This is a genomic window from Nitrosomonas sp., from assembly GCA_031316255.1.
Lineage (GTDB): Bacteria > Pseudomonadota > Gammaproteobacteria > Burkholderiales > Nitrosomonadaceae > Nitrosomonas.
On the sequence record JALDQW010000001.1, the window covers coordinates 3,017,170 to 3,041,623 of the forward strand.

The following is a 24,454-nucleotide window of genomic DNA, read 5'->3' on the forward strand; positions in this document are numbered from 1 at the left end:
AATGCCCTGGTATTTTGTAATAAGGTTTATTAAGCGGAAAAGCACAATAAAGATCATTATGAGGATAGGTTTAGTTGACTAGAAAATTTATTTGAAACAATTTAGATAGTCATAGATTCAGGACAATTGACATTATTGTTAGCTTCTTTGCTTGTGTATGATCGCAATGATTGATTTTATCCTAATAATTGTTGATAGATTATAGGTAAAACGTGAGACAGACGATCAGGCCGGTTCACAATAGCGTAACCACCTCTGCCAAACAAATAGGGGAAATAGTCTTGCGCTTTACGATCAACGGTGATTCCAAATACTGCGAGACCCGTTCTACGGGCTTCTTGAATAGCATGGCGTGTATCTTCTATACCGTAACGACCCTCATAATAGTCCAGATCGTTGGGCTTGCCATCACTGAGTAACAGAATCAGACGGTTGCGTTCAGCTCTTGCGCTCAAGAGGTGACGGGTATGGCGCAAAGCTGGGCCGATTCTGGTGTAATAACCGGGGCGCAAGGAAGAAATCCGTCGTAGTGTTTTGTCATTGAATGCTTCATCAAAGTTCTTTACGGCGGCAATACGTACGAAGTTTCTTTTACGAGAAGTAAAGGTATAAATGGCAAATGAATCCCGACATGAGGCAAGGCCGGTTGCCAGTGTAATCAGGGCTTCTTTTTCGACATCGAGGATGCGAAGATTATTTGTCCAGCTATCGGTCGATAGGGAAACATCCACTAAAATAGCAACTGCAAGATCACGTTCCTGTCGGTGCGTTTTGATATAGACCTGGTCCGAGCAGTCGCCGTTTGCAAGAAAATCGCATTGTGTCCGCACCAGTGCATCCATATCCAGTTCAACGCCATCCAGTTGACTGCGTAAAGTCTTACGTTTGGGTCTGACAGCTTCAAATTGACGCCGAATCTTGCGAAAGTGGCGTCTGGTTTGAATATCAGGAGTCCATAATTCGTCGTTTTCTTCGGCTTGCTGGAGTATGACCCGGCATTGATTGGCATGATAATCTTTGCGCCGGTAGTCCCATTCCGGATATGCCAGCTCTGAAATCAACGCATCCGGGTTGACATCGCCGGGTGCTAGATCTAGATCTAGTTTAAGTTTGGTCGCGGCCGGATGTTGGTGCGGACTGAGGGCAATTTCTTCGCTATCTTTCGCGGCGTCTTTGGCAGAATTTTCATCGTCATCCTGCACTGCGCGATTAATATTGATCATTTCTGACCAACTGAAAAGTTTTTCGAAGCGGTTTAGTAACAACGGATCGTCTCGCTCGCTTTGTTCAAACTTTTCTCTTCGGCTTTTTTTTCTATGGTTTTCACTTGTTTCTTCACTGCGGCCACTGTCCTGTTCCGAAAAATCTTGGTCTACACTTGACGATACAGTGGATGAATGCGTTGTTCCCCACAATGGTACCGGTAGAAACGTTTGATACTGTGGTGTCGCATGCCAGTGTTGAAAATCAGGTGAGGATTGCGTGATGTCCTGCAAAAGTGTTTTGCTTTGAGGATTTGGACAAGGGTTGCCTAATAAAGCCAGGATAACCTCCTCAACGGTATTTTCCTGTTCGGGCAGTTTGCGTTTGGGCCGTTGTTCACAAAGAGCCTTGCACAGGCTGCGGTAATCATTGGCAAGACCGGGAAAGAGATTGCATACGGTTAAGCATGTCCGATAAGTGCGATGAAGAAAGACCAGATCGGCTTGCAATGGATCATCTAGTTGCTGGCTGCCAAACGTTTTTTCTGAAACGGCGAAAAATGCCGCTAACCAGAAGTATAAACGTCGATTTAGTATGGCTGATGGGAAATAGGCGATTGACGCAGGCAGCAATATCCGCTCATTGTTGCCCACTATCAATGGCATTGCTTCTTGTCCCCTTCCAAGCCGCAGCAATAGCTTAAGGCGGTGCTTCGATGACTGTCGTGCACTTGCCGTTAACGCAATTCCGGAGGTGCCGCCAAGTCCACGAAAATAAACGCCGAGAGAAGTACGAATCGAATCCAGTGATACGGCGGCGTCTTGATAACTCGGATAACTGCTGGCATCGCCAACGAGTCGGTGCCAAAAATGACCGATTTGTTCTTCCAGTTCAATAAATTCCAAAATGCTCACTTTTTAACCGTAAGTTGCGCGGATCAATTCAAGCAAGCCGTCCTTGACATCCTGATCATCGCACAGGGGTTCAACCAGCGCAGCTTCTGCTGCCTGAAAAGGATCAAACCCACTTTTCATCAGGATAGCGCAATAGACCAGTGATCGGGTTGACACAACTTCTTCGAGATCCACATCTTTCAATTTTCGTAGCTGTTTTGCAAGATTTACCAGAGGAATACAGCGTTCCATAGACAAGCCACTCTCGCCAACAATAACTTCAATTTCTATTTCAGGTGGCGGAAAATCAAAACTGATAGAAACAAATCGTTGACGCGTACTGGGTTTTAATGATTTGAGGATATTCTGATAGCCAGGGTTATAGGAAACTACCAACATGAATTCATCCGGTGCTTTCAGTATTTCTCCCGTACGTTCTAGTGGTAAAATCCGACGGTCATCAGTCAATGGGTGCAGCACTACCGTTACATCCTTGCGCGCTTCCACCACTTCATCCATATAACAGATACCGCCATTACGTACCGCACGTGTCAACGGACCATCAACCCATACAGTCTCACCACCTTTAAGCAAATAGCGCCCCGTCAAATCTGCGGCGGTCAAGTCATCGTGACAGGAAACGGTATACAAAGGCCGTCCTAGACGGTCAGCCATATGGGCAATAAACCGGGTCTTGCCGCAACCTGTAGGTCCTTTGATCAGTAGGGGCAATCGCTGATGATACGCTGTTTCAAATAATGCATATTCATTTCCAGTTGGTTTATAAAAGGGAACTTCATCCTTTGCTGACAGCGCATGTAATTCTTGTCGTGACTTCATTTGATTCATTCGTAGTGATACTGATTATCTGGCTTGAGGAGCGGTAGTCACTTGTTCTCTCACAGGTCCGAGTGCCGAATAGAGAAACAATAGCGCACCCAGCATAAAAAAGAGACCTGAACCTAACCGGAACCAGTAGAACAATTCGATTTGCGACTGGATTTCCATAAAGCCCATTGCAAGGACACGCTGAAGATGTGTTTGTAAAACACCGGCAAATGCTAGCGTAGACGTCATAAAAATCATTGATCCGGTCATCAACCAGAAACTCCACATATTCAAAATCTGATTGAACGGCTGTAGTTTTCGTAAAGCGGGCAGGGCATAGGTAAAGAATGCCAGATTCAACATTACGTAGGCGCCATAAAAGGCAAGATGCCCATGCGCTGCTGTTAATTGGGTGCCGTGTGTATAAAAATTAATCGACGGAAAACTGTGCATGAGACCCAGTACGCCGGCGCCAAAAAAAGCCATGACCGGACATCCAAGGCTCCAGAGCATGGCCGCTTTGTTTGGATGTTCCCGTCCGCTTTGGTATACAAGATAAAACGCCCATAAAACCATTGCGAAAAAGGGAACCACTTCAAGAATTGAGAAAATCGCACCGATCCAGTGCCAGTATTCCGGTGTGCCAATCCAGTAGTAATGATGACCTGTCCCCAGCAATCCGCTGAACAATGAGAATCCGACAATGACATAAAGCCATTTTTCGATAACTTCACGATCAACCCCGGTTAATTTAATCAGCAGAAATGCCAGCATGGCAGCCATAATCAATTCCCATACACCTTCAACCCAGACATGTACAACCCACCACCAGTACAGTTTGTCGAGCGCCAGGTTGTTAGGGTTGTAAAAAGCAAATAGAAAAAAGATCAATGCCCCCCAAAGTCCAAGCAATAAAACAATGGAGACCACTGTTTTGCGGCCTTTGAGGACGGTCATGGTGATATTGTAAATAAATACGATGAAAGCGATGGCCATGACGATCTTGACCCATAACGGTTGTTCCAGAAATTCACGACCTTCATGTATGCCAAATAGATAAGAAACAACCGCAGCCAGGGCTGCAAATACAAACAGGCCGAGTTGTAACCAGGCGAGTCTGGGACTGTGTATTTCACATTCACTTTCTTCTGGGATCAGAAAATAGCTGGCACCAAAATAGCCTAGCAAAAGCCAAACCAACAGCGCATTGGTATGAATCATTCGAATGATATGAAACGGTACGATTTCTGATAGAAAATTTGGAAAAACATAGACGGTACCAGCAAGCACGCCGGCTAAGACTTGAACCAGAAACAAAGCAAGTGCGGCTACAAAATAGGGATAGGCAAGCTGCTGGGTTTGATATTTCATTGATGAAACCTCCTTGTGAAAACTGTATGAAATCGTTGAATCCATTAACCGGCATCGTTAGGAGGCCATCCTAACGTGTCGATGCGGCTTGTCCATTCAAGAAAGTCAATCAAGTCATCGAGTTCTTGTTCGGTTAGATTGAACTGAGGCATTTGCCTTCGGCCTGGCGCACCAGTCGGTTGTGCGCGCATCCAGGCTTTTAAACCCATGCGCGCGACTTCTGTATTTTCACGCCCTCCGAAGCGGAACCAGACATTACCTAATTCTGGCGCAAAATAAGCGCCTTCACCGAGCAGGGTATGGCAATTGATGCAGGAGTTTCGTTCCCATACATGCTTTCCGCGGACGACCGCATCTGTTAGGGTCGATTCATCCGTTGAAACATTCTGGATATAGTAATGGCTATGAAGGGTGAGAATGGTGAAAAGAAGAAGAAAAAAAATTGAACCACCATAAAATATGTTACGTGCTGCTGACTTGGTCAAATACTCCGCCATACCACCTCCCTCTTGAATAATCAATATATGTTCAGTGAAACATAGCTAAATAACATTAATAATCATATGGATATATGATATTTTGAAGATATTAGTTATTGTAACGCAAGTTTTTTTGTTTGAGAAGCGGTGTTTGAAAGTGCTATTAAAGATGAGGGAAAATTTCGATGAGATTGGCAAATTAATAGTTTTTCCCTGTTAACGGCCGGTGAGGTTTTTTATTGCAATCAAATATTAATATGCGGCAGTCTTACTATAGAAAATAGAAAGACTGCCGCAGATGGGGTGGTTTAAATTGAAAACAATGTATAACGTACAACTTAATGCAGTATTATCTTTTGAATTAAGCTGTTTCCGATTCGTCTTTCTTCCTGAGCGCAATCATCCGGGCAAACAATGGCGCACAAATTATGCCGAAAAGTAATCCAATCAATGTCATGCCTGAAATCGGGACATTATCATTGAAAAAATCCGTAATTTGTTTTGTGAGCGGCTCCTTTTCTCTACCTTTGTCATCTTTTTCAACGACTGTGGGTAGATCTTCGACCTCGTATTTATCATTGAGAGTGTAAGGAGTCAACCCGGGAATGCTGGGTATATCTTCACCGCCCTTGCCGACAACGAGCTGGGCTTTCATGCCTTTTTCCATATGTTGAGCGATGTCGCAATGCACGAGATACGTTTCATCGGCTGCCGGTACGATCATGGTGCCTGTGACAGTTCTTGGACCCGTATTTTCAAGATGGAACATTCCAAGATGATACAAGTAACGCGGTAAGCCGTGCATCATAAATTGGTGGCGGACATTGTCTTCGTTAATAAAATGCCACGTAATTTTGGAACAGGGTTTAACGCGCCATTCCTGTTGGTCAAAAGCAAATGTCGTACCTGGAAATTTTTTGGCATATTTTGCACCGGCACGCACGGTAATTTCGATTTCTTCCGAAATACTCGAGCAGCTGCTAGGCAGTTTGTCAAAATTTTGTCCCATGATATGTGTGCCTTCATGATCCATGATATGGCCGTCATGATGATGATGGTGATCGTGGTCTCCATGATCTGAATGATCGTCGTCATGATGCATCGTGTCGTGTTCGCTATGCATGCCCATCTCATGATCATGTCCATGATCCATCCCTTTATGATCATCGCTGCTATGGTCATGACCACTGTGGTCGTGATGCGCCATGTCATGATCGCTGTGATCGTGTTGCCCCATGTCATGGCCGCTGTGATCATCATGTTCCATATTCTGATGTTTACTGTGATCGGTGTTCTCTTGCGCATAAGCGTAGGAACTGAGGGCTATCACACTGTAAAATACAATGAATAAATGCTTAGTCATTCGCTTTACTCCCTTTTGAGCCTTTAAGCTTGGATATGACGCTTGTCATGGCTGCTTTAGCCTGTTGTCTTCTGGCGATAATTAAGTAAATCAGAATGCCAAAAAGGAAACCGGACATCAGATTGAGCAGAGTGGTTTGTGTCTCAGAATCCATACCGGTACGGACACCTGGTGCGCCCAAACTGCCTTCTTCATCTAAATCCTGCCAGATAGGTATTCTTCTTTCATAATATTCTTTGTTAAAGTAAACAGACAAGTCGATACCGTGCGCGACTTTGGGTAAACCGATTTCATCAAGATAAGGTTTATACGCAATCATACTCATGCTGCCGCCTTCGCTCATGCCGTCGGTCGTAATGCCTTTTTCACGGTGATCATGAAAAAGCCAGGCGCCGGGACCATAATTGTGTAAACCGTCATCCGTGGTGTTCAGTAACAAGTCCAATCGTTGAGCGGGTGCCATATCAAAAACGTCCCGGGTAATCTGAGCAACAGGATTTTGTTCTATGCCATCATAATGCGTAATGGTCGCTTTATGGCCGTGGGTGTGTATTGCAATAAATTCACCGCCACTGTTGAGCATTCTAAGCTTTATTTTCTGGTCCTGTTCAACAGCGATTATGGATTCCCTTAAGGTATAGGGAAAAGACAATCCATTGAGCAAGTAATAATCTTCAGTGGAATCGGTCAGGTCATATCGCCGGTTCATGTCACGCGCAATTAACCGCGGGTCGTTATATTTTTGGATAATGCTGGTTAATTCCTTGTCCATGGCATGATAGTGAAGATCGTATTCCTGATCAAAATGTTCTTTTACCGCCACAGATGGATGTCTGACATGGCCAGCGCCGACGTTTAAAGTTTGTAACCAGTTATTGGGGCGGTTTTCTTCTACGATAATCATGCCGGCTAATCCCATGGCGAGATGAGTGTGCGTTTGGACATGGCAATGATAGAACATGGTGCCGGCCTGACGGGGCTGAAATTCGTAAACACGTCTTTCTCCAGGCATCAGGTTAATCTCGCTGGTTTGCGGAACACCGTCATTTCCGTATTTGCCGCCATTATACTCATGATGTGAGAATGGGTGGTCAACGCCGTGCAGGTGAATGGTGTGTGGGAAATAATGCGTGTTTTCCAGAACAATCTGCACAATATCGCCGACTTCAACGCGAATTACGGGAGACGGTAGGCGCAGCAATGAATTGGCTCGAATACTTTCAAAATTTTCTGTCGACATGCCGCTAGTTTTTGGGGCGAATACCCAAGCGCCGGGCTGAATACCAGGCGCTATATCGTATGTCGGGATAACGCCCTCAAAATCGGGCGTCCGGCCATTGAGTTCGATGACTTCAAGTTTAATGGTAATGCGATCGGGATCGCCATCGCCATCGATGTCATCGGTTTTAATAATGGCGTCGGGCGACAGACCGGTTTCCATCAATGTAGCCATGGAAATATTGTTGGTGCCCTTGACAGCTGCAGCAATCAAATATGGATTATCTGGACTGCAACTTTCTGAAGCTTCGATTTGAACACCTTCAATAACCTGAGCTTTCCGCCAGGATGGAGAAATCTTGGGATCGCATATGGGTTCAGCATTTAATGCTGCCGGACTGACTTTTACCGTTTCGGGCAACTTTAATTTTGCCTTTGCAATCGCGGGAAAAGTTATACTACAGACAGCCAAAACGGCCATAAAATAACGGATAGGCATTTTTACGCACCTTTTTGAGTTTATTCTAATTTAAATTTGATTTTTCTTAAAATGGATCGACTGCGTTCAAGATAAAGATAAGCCCTTTTCATCGAATCACCGGTCTATAAATAGTTTCCTGATATTTCCTGTTACTTAAGAGCGCCTCTAAAAAACCATATTTTGTTACAATGCTTCGTTGTTCACAAAAATAGCTTCGTCACAGATCGTTCATATGCCGTGTCAACTTTTTTGTTTCCGACTTGTTTTTTTAAAACGCTGAATTTATAGAGATGCCATTAAGTGATAAAGTTTTTAAAAAATTGTTTTATTTGTATCATTTTGATACCGAAATTTGATATCTTGTGTACTCATGAATTAAATGATTTGAATACCCCCATATATAGCCTCATTATACAGAACCCGATTAGCCTTATGTAACCTTTTCTATACGTTAGGCAGCGCGATGGAAGCATCTTTTTACAAAAAAAGATACATTTAAGTTATGACTAACGCTTCTTTGTTGTACAAACAAATACTCAATATCAAGTCATCCACGATGAAAAAAAGTTTTGTTCCATTATTGGCGTTTGTGATCCATTTTTTTTTATTTGCCTGTGGCAGCGAAACCTCGGATAACAGGAATGAGAAACCAGCTGAAGCAGTGCCGGTCGGTGTATTGCAAGTGAAACCGGTCAATATTCGCATCAGTGCTGAAACAGTCGCTCAAACAGAAGGCGCCAAGGAAATTGAAATTCGTCCAAGAGTGGGCGGGATCGTACTGAAACGGTATTACCAGGAAGGAATGGCCGTCAAAGCGGGCGATTCCTTGTATTTGATTGACCCCGAGCCATTTCGGACAGCATTGGCTGAAGTTCAGGCGGAATTTCTTGAGCAAAGTATACGCGTCCTGACAGCAAAAACCGAAAAAGAGCGTCAGGAAAAACTGGTTGCCGAAAATTTTGTCAGTAAACGATCGTATGATAACGCTGTTGCTGATTTCATGTTAACCGAAGCCGCACTGCATGCACTAAAAGCGCGTGTGCAGCAAGCCGAGCTGGACTTGTCATATACAACAGTCAGAGCGCCCATTAACGGGATTGCCGGGCGTTCGTTAATATCCGAAGGCTTGCTGGTTGCTGCCAACAGCAGTGTATTAACGACCATGACGCAAGTGGCGCCCATTTGGGTGCGCTTCAGCTTTTCAGACAATGAACTCGTTCGATTTAATGGACGGTTGACCGAGGACAATATCGACAAAGTGATCCTGATTTTACCGGATGGTGTCGAGTATCCGATCAGCGGCAAAATAAATTTTGCCGCAAGCGAGATTGATCCGTTAATCGGCACTCAACAATTAAGAGCGACATTTGACAATCCGGAACAGAAACTGTTGCCGGGACAATTTGTGCGGATTCGCGTTATTTCAGGCGATACAGATAATGTTTTTCTGTTACCGCAAGTGGCAGTAATGACATCGGACCTGGGTAGACATGTTTATGTGGTCAATGAAAACAACGAAATCGTGATGCGGCCGGTAACCGTTGGCGAATGGATCGGCAAGGATTGGATTATTCTGGATGGACTTCAAGCCGGGGACATTGTCGCAGTAAATAACCTGATCCGGTTAAGCCCGGGCATGACCGTCAATCCTGAACGGATTGATGCAACAGAAATCCTGTCATTCAGACCATGATGCAATGTCTTGAAAATAAACGGAAACGTTAACACAAGATGAGTCGTTTTTTTATCACCCGACCCATATTTGCTTCTGTACTGTCGATTATCATTGTATTGGCGGGAATAGCGGCCGCGGTGCAATTGCCGATTGCGCAATATCCGCAAATTACACCGCCGGTGGTTCAGGTAACAGCCACTTTTCCGGGTGCCAGCGCCGAGACGTTGATAAAAACAGTCGCGGCACCGATTGAGGAACAACTCAGCGGCGTGGATGATTTGTTGTATTTTAATTCGAGTGCGGACTCGAGTGGCCGGCTAACAATTACCGTAACTTTTGAAATCGGAACCGATATCGATCTTGCGACATTCAACATCAGTAACCGGGTCAATATTGCATTGCCGCGTTTGCCTGATGAAGTTAGACGTTCCGGCATTACCATTCAAAAACGCGCCAATGATTTGTTGCTTGTTTTTGCAGTGACATCATCGAATAAAGATCATACCCCTTTGTTCCTGAGCAATTATATTACCAATAATTTCCTTGACGAACTTAAACGCACGAGCGGGGTCGGCGAGGCGCGTATCTTCGGCGCACAGGACTATTCGATGCGGATCTGGCTGCAGCCCGACAAAATGGCGCAGCTGGGTATCACCACAAGTGATATTGCTGCGGCAATACGTGCACAGAATGCACAACATGCGGCTGGAAAGATCGGCCAGGAGCCCGCACTTTCTGATCAGCAACTGGTTTATACCGTCACTGCGAAAGGCCGTTTGACCGAGCCAGGGGAATTCGGCAACATAATTTTGCGCGCCGACGGCCCGCGCGGAGTGCTTTACTTGAAGGATGTGGCACGTATTGAATTGGGTGCGCAGGAATATAATATTCTGAACATGCTCAATGGTGTGCCTGGTGTGGGTATCGGCATCTTTTTGCAGACCGGCGCCAATGCACTCGATACCGCCGCTGAAATCAAGTATAAAATGGAAACGCTTCAGCCCTTGTTTCCGGAAGGCATGCAATATGTACTGCCCTATGACACCAGCCAGTTTGTCAAAGCCTCGATCTGGGAAGTCGTAAAGACACTGGGCGAAGCCATGATTCTGGTGATACTGGTCGTTTACCTTTTTTTACAGACCTGGCGCGCCACACTGATTCCAATTATTGCTGTACCGATTTCATTAATCGGTACATTCGCCGGACTATGGCTGCTCGGCTATTCGATTAACACCATGACATTGTTTGCCATGGTGTTGTCAATCGGTATTGTTGTCGATGATGCAATCGTTGTTCTGGAAAATGTAGAACGGTTGATGACGCAGGAAAAGCTGTCTCCGATGAATGCGGCCATTAAAGCCATGCAACAGGTGTCCAGCGCTGTGGTTGCCATGACGCTGGTGTTGGTGGCTGTATTTGTGCCGGTTGCATTTCTCGGCGGAATGGCGGGTGAGTTATACCGTCAATTTGCGGTAACGGTTGCCGTAGCTGGGGTTATATCGGGAATTGTGGCGCTGACATTGTCGCCGGCGTTATGCGCTATACTGCTGCGGTCTTCGCAACGACATGTCGCATTCTTTGATTGGTTTAACCGTTATTTCAACAAAATTCGCAATTTTTATGTTGGCATGGTCGACGCGGCAATCAAAAATGTCGGAGTCAGCGTATTGGTGTTTGTGGCGTTTATCGCGGGCATTGGCTATTTGCTGAAGATTATACCGGGCAGTCTTGTGCCTTCTGAAGATCAGGGTTATGTGATTGCAGCGGTTATTTTGCCGGACAGTGCATCGCTATCCCGAACGATTGCTACCGCAGATGCAGTCCGTGCCGAGATTGCAAAGAATCCGGATGTTGCCTTTCAGTTCGCTGTAAATGGACTGGACTTTATCGGTGGTGGGAACAAAACCAATGTGTCGACAATGTTTACCCGGATGAAAGAGTGGTCGGAACGTGAAACGACTGCAGATGATCTGGTTATGCAGTTCTTTGAAGCGGGTTCCAAGCAGACTGACGGTCTGGCGATTGCGTTTAATCCGCCTGCGATTCGCGGTCTGGGCAGTACCGGTGGTTTTGAATTGTATGTGCAAAGCCGGACAAGTTCCGATCCGCAACATCTGGCCAGGGTTGTCGATGACTTCATGGCGGCCTTGCAGAATGAGCCGATGATTGCCTCGATTAACTCGTTTTATCGTTCCAGGGTGCCGCAGTTTTTTGTATCCGTTGATGAAGCCAAGGCCATTTCTCAAGATGTCGCGATTGCCGATATTTATGAAACTCTGCAAAGCACGATGGGATCGCTTTATGTAAACGATTTTAATCGAGCGGGACGTACCTATCGTGTACAGTTGCAGGCCGATGCCGCATACCGTATGAAACCGGATGATATCGGCAAAGTTTATGTGCGTTCGAATAACGGATTGATGGTGCCCCTGTCCGCACTTGTGCAAATAAAGCATGTAATCGGCGCGGAACAATTGGAGCGATTCAATGGACTATTGTCGGCAAAACTTATTGGAAGCGGTGTTCCCGGACTAAGCTCGGGCGAAGCAATACAACTCGTGGAGCAGATTGCAGAGCAGGTATTACCGGATGGTTATCAAGTCGCCTGGACTGGAAAAGCATTTCAAGAGAAAAGAACCGGTTCGGCGGCAATATTCGCGTTCAGCCTGGCTATTATTATGGTGTTTTTGATTCTGGCCGCACAGTTTGAAACCTGGGCTTTGCCGCTGGCGGTTATCATGGCAGTGCCTTTTGCGGCAGCAGGCGCTTTGATCGCGGTATTGATACGTGAAATGCCCAATGATATTTATTTCCAGATCGGCATGGTGACATTAATCGGACTGGCGGCGAAGAATGCGATATTATTGGTTGAATTTGCCAATCAAAGAATGAAAGCAGGTATGGATGCAACAAGTGCGGCAATTGAATCCGCACGGCTGCGTTTTCGGCCTATTGTCATGACTTCAATGGCATTCATTCTGGGTGTTGTGCCTTTGGTGATTGCTACAGGTGCGGGTTCTGCTGCGCGTCAGTCCATGGGAACAGGTGTTTTTGGCGGTATGATACTGGCTGCATTTGTTGCCACTATTTTTGTGCCATTATTTTTTTCATGGTTTGTATCGAAACATTCAACGCCACAGTCAGGAATGCGGTGGAAAAAATGGACGCCTTCCGGTGTTTCATTTTTATCCTACAAGCCTGCGAGGCCATCAGGAGCAGCCAAAAAAACTGAATCCTTTAAACCAATACAGTAATTTGTATAATAAAGGTATATTCCTGAAAAGCGAGCCGTTGAATTTTGACCATGAATGCTTATAAAAACATAACCGCCATTGATAAAAAGATTATCTTGTCTTTGGGGGAATGCAATATCATTCTGGTTGGAATGATGGGTGCGGGTAAAACTACAATTGGAAAAGCACTGGCCGGTTTTACCAACAAACAATTTCTTGACTCAGACCATGAAATTCAGGAACGCACTGGCGTCAAGATTCCCGTTATTTTTGAAATTGAAGGTGAAGCTGGTTTTCGTAAACGGGAATCGCAGGTGCTTCAGGAACTGGTCAGAAAAAACAATGTTGTTCTGGCCACCGGTGGCGGTGCGATACTCAACCAGGAGAATCGCAGGTTATTGAGACAAAGTGGCACCGTTGTTTATCTGCGCACATCAGTCAATGATTTGTACCGGCGGACACGCCACGATAAAAACCGTCCATTGTTGCAGACCAGCGATTTGCGTCGCAAATTAGCCGAACTTTTTGAACAGCGGGACGCGCTTTATCAGGAATCTGCGCATATCATTGTTGATACTTCAAGGCAAAATATTCGTATTCTGGTAAAGGAACTGGCCAAAAAACTGGTTTCTTTCAAATCTTCTCAATCCATTCATACACAGGATCTCATGCGCACCATAAAGGTCGATTTTTCATCATCATCAGAGACAAAAAATTATCCCATTCATATCGGTAACGGTATTTTAAACCAGACAGAACTCATTATATCCTGCCTCAAGCAGAAACGGGTTGCAATAGTCAGCAACACGACGATTGCGCCACTCTATCTGGACAAGTTGCGCGCTGCACTGGAAAAAAATGGTGTCCAGTCCATTCCCATTATTTTGCCCGATGGAGAAGCCAACAAAAACTGGAAAACCCTGAATCTGATCTTTGATGCACTGCTTGATAACCATTGCGAGCGCACCACAACCATGCTGGCTTTAGGCGGCGGTGTAATCGGCGATCTGACCGGCTTTGCCGCCGCCACCTATTTGCGTGGCGTGCCGTTTATTCAGATACCGACAACGCTGCTGGCACAGGTCGACTCATCGGTTGGCGGAAAAACCGGAATTAACCATACCCTGGGTAAAAATATGATCGGTGCATTTTATCAGCCGCGCATGGTACTCGCTGACAGCGCCACGCTTGACACATTACCCGACCGCGAATTGCGCGCTGGCATTGCTGAAATCATTAAGTACGGCCTGATTCGTGACCCGGTATTTTTCGAATGGCTGGAAAAGAATATGCAGCGCCTGCTATCGCGCGACCCTGCGGTTCTGAATGAAGCCATACAACGCAGCTGCGAAAACAAGGCTGAAATTGTCGCCGCAGATGAGAAAGAAAGCGGGGTGCGTGCCTTGCTGAATCTGGGGCATACTTTCGGTCATGCAATCGAAAACGGAATGGGTTACGGTGTCTGGCTCCACGGCGAGGCAGTTGCTGCAGGAATCGTGATGGCGGCCGATCTATCCCGGCGCATGAAGCTGATCAGTGAAACAGATGTTGCACGTATCCAGAGAATTTTCCAGCAGACCGGTCTGCCAGTGACCGCACCAAGATTCGAAGCGGAAAAATACCTGGAACTCATGGCGCTCGATAAAAAAGTTTCTGCAGGGAAGACACGGTTTATTCTGTTGAACCGCATTGGTGAAGCGGTAATGCGCGCCGATATTCCGCCTGCATTGATCAGTGAAACACTGGATGCCTGCATGATGCATGAATAGCTTAATGACACTGGCGCCGTACGCCGTATGCGAACGCAATACCCGTGGGCGGGTGGTAGCTGAGACGCCGCCGACAGGGCGCAGCGAGTTTCAGCGCGACCGCGACAGGATTATCCATTCAAAAGCTTTCCGGCGGCTGGAATATAAAACACAGGTGTTCGTCAATCACGAAGGGGATTTGTTCCGGACGCGTTTAACGCATAGTTTGGAAGTGGCGCAAATCGGACGTTCAATTGCCCGTAATCTGCGACTGAATGAAGATCTGGTCGAGGCGATTACTCTCGCGCATGACCTGGGGCATACCCCGTTCGGTCATGCCGGTCAAGATGCGTTAAATGCCTGTATGAAGGAATATGGCGGGTTCGAACATAACCTGCAATCGCTGCGCGTGGTAGATATACTCGAAGAACGCTATGCGGCGTTTGACGGGCTAAATCTGTGTTTCGAGACTCGCGAAGGCATACTCAAGCATGCGTCAAAAAAGAATGCCCAAAAACTGGGCGAGATCGGCGAACGGTTTGTTTTGAAAAAGCGGCCGTCGCTGGAAGCACAACTGGCCAATTTTGCCGATGAAATCGCCTACAATAACCATGATATCGATGATGGCCTGCGCTCGGGATTGATTTTGCTCGAGCAATTGCAAAGTGTCAGCATCTTTTCCCGTCATTTGGCTTGCGTAAAAGAGAAATACCCGGACCTGAGTGAGCGCCGGTTGATTCATGAGACGGTGCGCTGCATGATCAATTCGCTGGCGACCGACTTGACGCAGCGCAGCACTCAAAATATCCAACGGGCGCAGCTGGACAGTCTACAGGCTGTGCGGGAGTCTCCGCCACTCATTGGTTTCAGCGATCCGATCAAAAAAGAGCAGCAGGAACTGAAAAAATTTTTGTATGACAATTTATATTTGCACTACCGTGTGATGCGTATGAGCAATAAGGCGTCGCATATCATCAAAAGTCTTTTCGACGCTTTCAGCGGCAATGTCCGTCTGCTTCCCGTTAAGTACCAGCATAAATTCAAGCACGACGGTCATCAGGCGATCGCGGATTATATTGCCGGCATGACCGATCGTTACGCGATCAGGGAATATCAGCGATTGTTTGCGATTACGCAGGATTAACACGGCGTTGCCGGCATCCTGCAACCGCGTAGCAATACTCGGTTTCGATTGATACCTTTTATCATCATTGTGTAATGAAGTAAAATAAGCCGAAATGCAAGCGCTTGCTTGTTGCATGGCGCGTTGGGATTTTCAATGGATTGTTGTCGAAAATTTCAAGAGGAAAAAATCATGACATGTGTGCTTAAAATAATGAATCGTTTCAATCGTTTCTTCTTTACCGTTTTTGCACTCTTCTTGTTGTATATGCCGGCGATTGCAGTGCTCGCGGGCGGAAACATTATTCGCGTTATCGACTTCACCGGACAGGCCGATGGCGATGCGCTTTCCTGGCTGGAAAAACAGGGCTTCGAGTTTGAGCTGAATGCCAGAAAACTGAATCCACGGTTTGAAAACGATGCGCTGGTTCTCAGTACAGATGACAAGACGGCCGGATTATTTGGACTCAGGTTTGCGCAACAGGATTTCATTCATGGCGCCAAAAGGGTGGAAATTGTCTGGGGCGTGAATAAATATCCGGAAGGTGCGGATTGGGACAACGGCATAAACAGCGTACCCATTGCTGTCATGTTGTCATTTGGAACCGAAAAACTGTCCAGTGGATTGCCTATGGGCATAAAGTCGGCGCCTTACTTTCTGAGTCCCTTTATCGGACAAAAGGAAACGCAGGATAAAATGTATCTCGGTAAACTCTGGCGCGAAGGCGGCCGGTATTTCTGCGTGGCGTCGGGCGATCAATCCGGTAAAACCATTACCACGGATTTTGAAGTGGATGACCGGTTTAAATCTACGTTCAAACAGGATAAAACGCCGCCGATTACCGCGCTTGCTTTCCAGAAGAACACCAGCAACACACAAGGGGACTCTGAAGCGTTTATCAAAAAGATTACGTTTCTATCGGAATGATTTCTATGCGTTTAGGGTTTGGATGAACAAAGGTATCGGAAGTTGAAAAAACTGAGCTTTTATGTCACCGGAAATGTTCAGAATGTCATGTTCAGACAGACGTTTATTCGTGGCGCACAAAAGCGAAAACTCAAGGCGGGCGCAACGAATGATGCCAACGATCGCAATCGGGTGCATTGCTCGCTTGCAGGCGATGAAACCGCTGTTGATGAACTGATCAACACACTGCGGGAAGGAAAACCGATCAATTCCTGGAATGCTTATGTGGAAGAACTTCACGTTCTCGATTGTTTCATTGAAATCTCGGAGCACCAGGTGACAACGGATAATGTCAATCGGTTTCAATGGTCGCCGAAAGTCGAATTTTACCTTTAATGAATTAAATAATAATAAATATATTGGAGCGAATCATGTATCAAATCACTAAAAGCCGATTGCTGATCAAAATAGCCGTTTTGGCCATGCTATCGGCCAGTCATTCAGCAATGGCGGAAACGCCCGTATCACAATCCTCTGACTCCATTTTATTGATGATCGGCAAGGAACAGGATCTTGCCGGTTGCAAGTTGCTTGGTAATGTTACGGGTGCTTCGCAGGACAGCGACAATGACCTGACATACCCCGAACGCCTCATTATCGCCAGAGATAATCTCAGAACCGAAACGGCCAAACTGGGGGGCAACGCCGTGCATGTCATACGCTCCAACACAACACGGTTTGAAATACAGGGTGTCGATAAAAAAATCGTTTTTTTGGGTAATGCGTATCACTGTGAATAATATTTAGAATTTATTCATGGTTTAGATCAAGTGATGTAGTACTAGAGATTTTAAAGCGGTAATGAAATCTTAAGCGCGTTCTTGACAGGTTCTTAAAAGCTTACGGCAACTCGGCCAGCGTATCAAACCAGGCGCTGCCGTTGAGTAGGGCACGCGGTCGTCGATGCAGTGGTAAAGCCGGGTCAGTGACACCGGCGTCCAGCGGTAAACATCTTTGTTTTCGAGTACCGCCCATAGCAGATGGTCCTGCCATTTTTAATGCAATCAGAAAGGAAGATGCGAAAAATTCTTCCGGAACGATGGGGGCAGTGCAACGTCAATGAGACATCGTTGTCATGCGTGTTGTCGATCAACGCAACACTGGTGATTAATTCACCTGAGGATGGCGGATATGACAGATGCAAATTGGGATGGAATTTATGCGGGTTTTTATCCTGTGTGTAATTGCAAGACGCGTTCTTTTTGTAAGATGAAGCTAAAGAATACGATTGATGTGGTTTAATAGATCCGGACACTCCAGTTAAGAGAGAATAGACTTAATTGGAGGAAGAAATGGAAACGAGAAGACAATACACAAAAGAATTCAAACTGGATGCCATTAGTATGGTTGTAGATCAGGGATTGACGATAGCAGAGGTGGCCAGGAACCTTGAAATTAATGCAGGTATGCTCGGCAGGTGGATCAAGGAAAGTCAGGCTGATGACAATGGACAGGCATTCCGAGGCAATGGAAAGCTGACACCAGATCAGGAAGAAATTAGAAACCTTAAATCCTAGGTCAAGCAACTCAAACTGGAGCACCAGATATTAAAGGAGGCGGCGGTCTTCTTTGCGAAAGAAACGAAGTGAAATATTCGTTCATCACCCGAAAGAAGAAGACCTATCCGGTCGGCGCGATGTGTCGACTAATGGGTGTCAGCCGCAGTGCATACTATGGCTGTGAGCAGCGTCGCAGGAATCGACCCGATGATTTGGGTCACAAGCAACTGATTGATGCAGTAAGAAATATCGCCAAATCATGCGATTACACTTATGGCAGACGCAGAATGAAACGGGCACTGAATGCATTGGGTTACCCTGTTGGCCGCTGGAAGACGAGGAAACTCATGCGCGAGGCTGGTGTGGAGGTACGACACCGAAAAAAATACAAAGTGACGACCGGCAGTAATCATCAGTTACCGGTGTTTGAGAATCACCTGGATCGTCAGTTTACTGTTGCCAGGCCGCTCAAGCTTACGTTGGCGACATAACCTACATCTGGACACAGGAAGGCTGGTTGTATCTGGCGATCGTCATTGATCTGTTTTCCAGAAAAGTGGTTGGCTGGAGCATGAGTTCACGGATGAAAGCGAGCCTGGTATGTGATGCGTTGAGAATGGCCATTACTCTGCGCCGACCACCACAAGGGCTAATAGTGCATTCGGATCGTGGAACACAGTATGCCAGCAAAGCATACCGCAACTTGCTAAAAACACACGGTTTTGTTGGCAGCATGAGCCACTTGGGAAATTGTTGGGACAACGCGGTGGCTGAAAGCTTCTTTGGCAGCCTCAAGCGGGAACGTTGCCAATGGCGACACTACCAAACCCGCTATGGCGCACAGCAAGACATTTTGCAGTATATCGCTGTGTTTTATAACAATCAGAGACTGCATTCATACCTGGATTACAAAAGTCCAAACCGATATGAAACAGAAGCTGCAAAAAAGGTGAAAGTTGCTTAACTGAGGTGTTCGGTTTTACTTGACCAGATCAGATAATCAATGTTGTTACATGTGTGCGGGAATGCCGGTGAGTGTGCGGCAAGGCGATCATTTTTTCAGGCGAGCCCATCTTTCTTATACAAATACATGATATTTTATGAATTCATATTATTAGTTGATAATCCCGGGTTTTGTGTCATTTCTATGAATTCTCTTAGGTCGGCTTTGTCTGAATTTATAATATCTCTTTTCTAAAATAATGTTCTTTATTAACAGTTTTCCCAGGCATGGAAAAAATTTCAGTAGTCCCTTTTCATATAATTTTCTCGTTTTACTGTTTTTCTTTGTCAGCCTGATTATATATTCTCCCGTTTCTACGGCATCTCAGTTGGAAGATTTGAGCTTGGAACAATTGATGGAGATCAGAATTGTGACTGCTGCAAAATATGAACAGAAACAGGAACAGGTCGCCGCTTCTGCCAGTGTGATTACTCGCAACGATATACGAACATATGGCTGGCGTACTGTTAATGAAGCATTGGCCAGCCTGCCTGGAATTCATGCGACCTATGATTATCGATATGAATACCTGGGAACGCGTGGACTGGGTATACCAGGGGATTTCAATACGCGCGTCCTGATTATGATTAACGGCAACCGAATTAATGATGGCACTTACGATCAAGGGCCAGTCGGACGTGACCTGCCGCTGGATATCGACATGATTGACCGGATTGAATTTGTTCCAGGGCCAAGCAGTGCCATATATGGACAAAATGCCATGCTGGGCGTGGTCAACATCATTACACGTAATGGTTCCGATGTGCAGGGTGTGGAGTTGTCAACTTCCTATCAAACCAAGGAAAGAATGTTCCAGGAACGCGTTACTTTCGGGAAAAAATTTGATAATGGCACTAATGCGATTGCTTCTTTCTCAGGCTTACAGGCGCGCGGTGCAGACCGTTTCTTCGAGTTTGGCGATGCCGGTATTTCAGGTGTGGCGCGCCGTCAGGATGGAGAAGATATCAAACAGGCATTTGCGCGTGTTACTCGAGGGCCACTTGCTTTTGATTTTATGTACGGTAATCGACGCAAAGATGACCCCACTGCATCATTTTTTAGTGACCCATTCTCAGATGTCAATGTAAACGACCGTCATTTGCGCGCACAAATCCAGTATGACGACAATCTTGCCAACAATACGCTTAATATATTTGGTAGGGTATTTCTAGGACAATACCGTTTCCGCCAGCCGGTTTTTTTTAGTGATGAGAAACTGACGGTTAAAGGCCCAAGCGATTGGCATGGCGGGGAATTACGATTGCTTTCCACTGCGCTGCCCCACCATAAATTACTCATGGGTGTTGAATATCACAACAACACGCGCATCAGACAAACAGCCACTTTTCAAAATTTTATAAGTCCTGAACAAAATGTCAATATCCGAAGCTCTGTTGTACGCATCGGTGTATTTCTTCAGGACGAATGGCGCATGACGGATACACTTTCAGCAACAATTGGATTGCGTTATGACTACAACAAATGGATTGGAAGCCGGTTGAGTCCACGTGGCGCATTGATTTGGCAAGCCACACCTAAAACAACATTGAAAGCGCTATACGGCCGTGCCCACCGTTCGCCGAATGCATTCGAGCGCGAGTTTGATGATGGTGCTTCTCAGGTAGCCAATCCTGGATTGCATAGTGAATGGATTGATACGGCAGAATTTGTGGCAGATTATCGCCCGCAACATAACTTGAATTTGCGTGCTTCGATCTATGAATGGCGTATGCACAACATCATTACATTAGGCGTCGATCCAATCACTGAATTGCTTCAGTATCAGCAGAATCAAAACAAAGTCATAGCCAGAGGAGCAGAGTTATCGTTTGATAAAACATGGGATAAAGGAGTCCGGCTTCGTAGCAGTTTAGGATTTCAAGATGCTGAGCAAGGAGGTGTGCAACGTGTCAATTCACCCTATTTTCTGGGCAAGGTGAATTTTTCGTTCCCGATTCCGTTGATGAGCGGGTTGCGGGCGGGTTATGAATTGCAATACAACAGTGAACGAAAAACTTTTGACGGCACAAAGACTAAAGATTATTTGCTTTCCAATCTTAATTTATGGACAGATGTTAAATGGATTAAGGAGCTGCAGGCATCATTAAGTCTCTATAATTTATTTAATGAAAATTACAGGCATCCAGCTGCAGAAAGCAACTGGCAAAACAGTTTTATTCAGCCTGGCCGGACTGTACGCTTTAAACTGGATTTCCATTTTTGAATTTTTATGCCGATCAAATGCATTCTTGGTTGTTTAGTGTAAAGAAAGCAAAACAAGTTCAAATTAATCAGTAATTATGCCAGAAGATATATTTAGGAGAGTAACTCCATTGCGTGTCCATCTGGAGAAAGATGCTCCAAAAACGCTAACTGTTTTGTTGCTGATTCTTGTTTTGTTAATGCATACTAAATTCGTGTTAGCGAACGAAGTAACTGAGTATAGATTAAAAACTGCTTTTATCTATAATTTTGCAGCATTTACGACATGGCCTGATGATATAGAAGACAATCTCGTTCTTTGCTTCTACGGCGAGCATTCTTATGGAGATTATTTGCATCATATAAGGCATAAACAGATTAACAAGCATAATCTCGTAATTAAGGATATCAATGATTTTAATGATCTGGCACATTGTCACGTTGTATTTATCTCCCGTTACTATATCGCTACTTTGAGAAATATTATCAATCAACTAGAAAATAAATCTATTCTAACGTTAGCCGATAATCCGGGCGCCATTCAGGAAGGCATTATGCTCAATATGAGAGTTTCCGGTGATAAAATTGTTTTTGACGTAAATTTGAAAATGGTTCGTAAAGCCGGATTGAGACTTGGCGCGGCGTTGTTGCGTTTAGCTAGTGAGGTATATGAATGATGAAAATAGGAATCGCCCATTAACTGATCTGGTCACGTACAGCCGAATACCGTTTGCTTCAGTTTTTCGTTCTATTTTGCCATATAGCGCATCTCTTGATCGAGTTCTTGAATAGATTCTACATGTTACGGAAACTTAACCAACGTATCAAACCAGGTGCTGCCATTGAGCAGGGCGGGCACCGCGCAGTCGATATGATTGCCGGAAAAAAGCGTTTCCAGCTCAACATTCGCACCGGCTGCGGTAAAGAAATCAATTGCAACGTTTGAGTTTTCATAGGGCACACGGTCGTCGTCGAGGCAATGATAGAGCCGGGTTGGCGAGATGGGTTTCCAGCGATAGACATCGTTATTTTCCAGCGCGGTTCTAAATGGATGGAATGAATCGCTTTCGAGTGCAGCCAGAAGATTGGTTGAGAACAGTTCGCTGGGCAGGCTGGGAAGTGAAGCGTTAATGGCGTCACTGTCCTGACTGCCGTCGAACACTTCAAGCAGGGCCGTATCGAAACCACCGGCCAGCAGGTTATGAACCGCATAATTGATTCTGTAGATATGGTTATAGGCGAGCAGTAAATAGGCAAAGTTCATTGGCCTTGGCAGCGGATCGTTCGATAAAACCTGTTGCAACATTGTTCCCGACAAATCGTATGCACCCGCCATGGGCGCTGAGGCGGTAATAGTGAATTCATCGGCATGATGTGTTTCCATTTCGCGTTGCGCCGCCATGGTGGCATAACCACCTTCGGAATAGCCCGCCAAAAACAATTGGCCGTTAAGTGGATAGCGGTTGCCGGCAGCCAGCGACCGTGCAGCCCGGATGAGATCGATGACCGACCAGGCCAGTGATTTGGCATGCATGAACGGATGCAGCCCGGTACTCTCGCCGAATCCCAGATAGTCCGGCACGACCGTCAAATATCCTCTGGAACCCATCAGAGTCAATGCCAGGTCGGCGCCGGTTTTTTTCGGATTCACACTGGGCGCACTGGCGCGGTCACTGATGGTGCCGTGCTGAAAACTTAACAGCGGTGCGCCTGCAGGGATTCCCAATGGTGCGCCGATGATGCCGGATGCGGCAGTGAGATTGCCGAAGGCATCCAGCGTCTGATAACTGACCCGGTATAACGCCACGTCGTAACGAAATTCGAGACCTGCCAAAGCTGCAAGCGGGTATTCGGCAACAATCTGGTCGACAGTCCTGGTTTCAACCAGCGCCACCGACAGAACAGCGCCCCGGCCTTCGGGCATCCTCAGTTTGGCCACATGCGTTACCCGGAAGCTGCCGTTGCCTTCGTGATTTAAGGTGGCGCTGTACAGTTCATTTCGATAACTGACCAGTGGGACAGCGATATCATTTCCGTCAAAAGTGGCAAGTGCACCGGGAGGCACGTTATCTCCACAAGTATCAAAGCCCGCCAGTTGAAAAACCAGCCCATTGTTACTCTCCGGATTCAGCAGAGCGGAACAGGTTTGTCCGTTATATTCGAGCCATGGAAGGTACAGCTCCATTTTTTCCGTGAGCAAGGCGGTGGCAAACGTTGAAGAAGGAACGCAGGCGGCTGAAAAAACAAGCGCGCATAGAAAGTGGAGTAAACCGTTTGGGGTATGCAATGTTGATATCCTTAACTTAAAAAGAGGGTGTTCATGATTCTGTGTCAACCGAAAGCACCGAATGCGCTTACCTTGTTGAGCCACATCAAACGATCACCGAATCGACGGTCGTTTTCAGCGGCGATATGAGCTCGGTGATGAATTTACAAATCCAGCGCCGCATCCAAACGACCCTCAAAATATATCGCAAGTTGAGATAATGTCAAATTCCGGTTTAGTATTGGCATTGTCCACTTTTTGCTGGCGTTTTTGATGACGACAAACAGAGTTACAACAAACTGTTTGCATTCGGAGATCCACCTTTGGTAGAAGTGGGCCCCAATTTTTGGACAGGTAGCTTAGGAGTTATTCTCCCAACCCTCAACCCACCTTTGGTAGCCTGATAGACTCATAATTGGTGCTCGACGCATTGGAGCAAGCATTGTGGCGCGGCGAGATTTCGAAGGGCTAATTCACCATAGTGACCGAGGGAGTCAATATTTGTCAATTCGCTACACGGAACGCTTGGCCGAAGCCAATATTGAGGCCTCTGTTGGCAGTGTCGGTGATTCTTATGACAATGCGCTGGCCGAGACGATTAACGGATTATACAAAACAGGAGTCATTCGACATCGCGGCCCCTGGCGCAGCATTAATGAAGTCGAAATCGCCACTCTGGAATGGGTTGATTGGTTCAACAATCGCCGGTTGTTGGAGCCAATCGGAAATATTCCACCGGCTGAATTTGAAAAGGCTTATTATTGCCAATGGGAAGAATCGGCTGTTGTGGTCTGACCCAAACCAAAAAGCCTCCGAAAAAACCGGTCCGATTCACTTTTCGTGATTTCATTTTTATGAAAAAATGTTTTTTAGCTTTGACAATAAACCAAACCGACAAGGCTG

The 24,454-nt window shown here is 46.0% G+C and carries 17 protein-coding genes and 4 pseudogenes; 12 read left to right on the plus strand and 9 right to left on the minus strand.

The features are described from left to right. Positions 1–176 precede the first annotated feature (176 nt). The 6 genes from MRK00_13420 to MRK00_13445 form a co-directional block, all read right to left on the minus strand. On the minus strand, positions 177–2,117 hold the full coding sequence (locus tag MRK00_13420; GenBank protein ID MDR4518371.1) for a VWA domain-containing protein: 1,941 nt from the start codon (positions 2,115–2,117) through the stop codon (positions 177–179). A 3-nt stretch (positions 2,118–2,120) separates the two neighbouring features. Further along, the gene (locus MRK00_13425; protein MDR4518372.1) at positions 2,121–2,936 is read right to left on the minus strand and encodes a CbbQ/NirQ/NorQ/GpvN family protein; all 816 of its coding nucleotides are present in this window, start codon (positions 2,934–2,936) and stop codon (positions 2,121–2,123) included. Between the two features lie 24 nt (positions 2,937–2,960). After that, entirely contained in the window at positions 2,961–4,295 is a 1,335-nt protein-coding gene (locus MRK00_13430) for a cbb3-type cytochrome c oxidase subunit I (protein MDR4518373.1), read from the minus strand. Positions 4,296–4,339: 44 nt separating this feature from the next. Continuing rightward, the gene (locus MRK00_13435) at positions 4,340–4,792 is read right to left on the minus strand and encodes a cytochrome c (GenBank protein MDR4518374.1); all 453 of its coding nucleotides are present in this window, start codon (positions 4,790–4,792) and stop codon (positions 4,340–4,342) included. Positions 4,793–5,135: 343 nt separating this feature from the next. Beyond that, positions 5,136–6,137 (minus strand): copper oxidase, encoded by a 1,002-nt coding sequence (locus MRK00_13440; GenBank protein MDR4518375.1) that lies wholly within the window; start codon positions 6,135–6,137, stop codon positions 5,136–5,138. Further along, positions 6,130–7,854: a multicopper oxidase domain-containing protein gene (locus MRK00_13445; GenBank protein MDR4518376.1), complete on the minus strand. Its 1,725-nt coding sequence runs from the start codon at positions 7,852–7,854 to the stop codon at positions 6,130–6,132. The genes MRK00_13440 and MRK00_13445 overlap by 8 nt, the downstream gene beginning before the upstream one ends. A 538-nt stretch (positions 7,855–8,392) precedes the next feature. On the opposite strand from MRK00_13445, the gene MRK00_13450 reads away from it, so the two are divergent. The 8 genes and pseudogenes from MRK00_13450 (at position 8,393) to MRK00_13485 (ending at position 17,321) form a co-directional block, all read left to right on the plus strand. Then, on the plus strand, positions 8,393–9,529 hold the full coding sequence (locus MRK00_13450; GenBank protein ID MDR4518377.1) for an efflux RND transporter periplasmic adaptor subunit: 1,137 nt from the start codon (positions 8,393–8,395) through the stop codon (positions 9,527–9,529). A 38-nt stretch (positions 9,530–9,567) separates the two neighbouring features. After that, entirely contained in the window at positions 9,568–12,765 is a 3,198-nt protein-coding gene (locus MRK00_13455; GenBank protein ID MDR4518378.1) for a multidrug efflux RND transporter permease subunit, read from the plus strand. Between the two features lie 134 nt (positions 12,766–12,899). Next, a pseudogene (locus MRK00_13460) lies at positions 12,900–13,307 on the plus strand (shikimate kinase). Between the two features lie 105 nt (positions 13,308–13,412). After that, the gene (aroB, locus tag MRK00_13465; protein ID MDR4518379.1) at positions 13,413–14,513 is read left to right on the plus strand and encodes a 3-dehydroquinate synthase; all 1,101 of its coding nucleotides are present in this window, start codon (positions 13,413–13,415) and stop codon (positions 14,511–14,513) included. Further along, on the plus strand, positions 14,506–15,636 hold the full coding sequence (locus MRK00_13470) for a deoxyguanosinetriphosphate triphosphohydrolase (protein ID MDR4518380.1): 1,131 nt from the start codon (positions 14,506–14,508) through the stop codon (positions 15,634–15,636). Before aroB ends, MRK00_13470 begins: the two co-directional genes overlap by 8 nt. Positions 15,637–15,807: 171 nt before the next feature. Further along, positions 15,808–16,542 (plus strand): hypothetical protein, encoded by a 735-nt coding sequence (locus MRK00_13475; protein ID MDR4518381.1) that lies wholly within the window; start codon positions 15,808–15,810, stop codon positions 16,540–16,542. Between the two features lie 42 nt (positions 16,543–16,584). Next, on the plus strand, positions 16,585–16,917 hold the full coding sequence (locus tag MRK00_13480; protein MDR4518382.1) for an acylphosphatase: 333 nt from the start codon (positions 16,585–16,587) through the stop codon (positions 16,915–16,917). A gap of 35 nt (positions 16,918–16,952) precedes the next feature. Further along, a complete protein-coding gene (locus MRK00_13485; GenBank protein ID MDR4518383.1) occupies positions 16,953–17,321 on the plus strand; it encodes a DUF4156 domain-containing protein in 369 nt (122 codons plus the stop codon). 100 nt (positions 17,322–17,421) lie between these two features. On the opposite strand, the gene MRK00_13490 is transcribed toward MRK00_13485, so the two are convergent. Continuing rightward, positions 17,422–17,574: a hypothetical protein gene (locus MRK00_13490; protein MDR4518384.1), complete on the minus strand. Its 153-nt coding sequence runs from the start codon at positions 17,572–17,574 to the stop codon at positions 17,422–17,424. Between the two features lie 299 nt (positions 17,575–17,873). On the opposite strand from MRK00_13490, the pseudogene MRK00_13495 reads away from it, so the two are divergent. The 3 genes and pseudogenes from MRK00_13495 to MRK00_13505 all read left to right on the plus strand — a co-directional run bounded on the left by MRK00_13495 (position 17,874) and on the right by MRK00_13505 (position 21,962). Then, positions 17,874–19,044: pseudogene (locus MRK00_13495) on the plus strand (IS3 family transposase). 394 nt (positions 19,045–19,438) lie between these two features. Continuing rightward, entirely contained in the window at positions 19,439–21,307 is a 1,869-nt protein-coding gene (locus tag MRK00_13500; protein ID MDR4518385.1) for a TonB-dependent receptor, read from the plus strand. A 76-nt stretch (positions 21,308–21,383) separates the two neighbouring features. Beyond that, a complete protein-coding gene (locus MRK00_13505; GenBank protein ID MDR4518386.1) occupies positions 21,384–21,962 on the plus strand; it encodes a YfiR family protein in 579 nt (192 codons plus the stop codon). 125 nt (positions 21,963–22,087) lie between these two features. Here the strand turns inward: MRK00_13505 and MRK00_13510 are convergent, their stop codons facing one another. Together MRK00_13510 and MRK00_13515 are read right to left on the minus strand one after the other, a co-directional pair. Next, a complete protein-coding gene (locus MRK00_13510; protein MDR4518387.1) occupies positions 22,088–23,572 on the minus strand; it encodes a S9 family peptidase in 1,485 nt (494 codons plus the stop codon). Between the two features lie 143 nt (positions 23,573–23,715). After that, a pseudogene (locus tag MRK00_13515) lies at positions 23,716–23,885 on the minus strand (IS256 family transposase). An 84-nt stretch (positions 23,886–23,969) separates the two neighbouring features. On the opposite strand from MRK00_13515, the pseudogene MRK00_13520 reads away from it, so the two are divergent. Next, positions 23,970–24,346 (plus strand): annotated as a pseudogene (locus MRK00_13520) (integrase core domain-containing protein). Positions 24,347–24,454 lie beyond the last annotated feature (108 nt).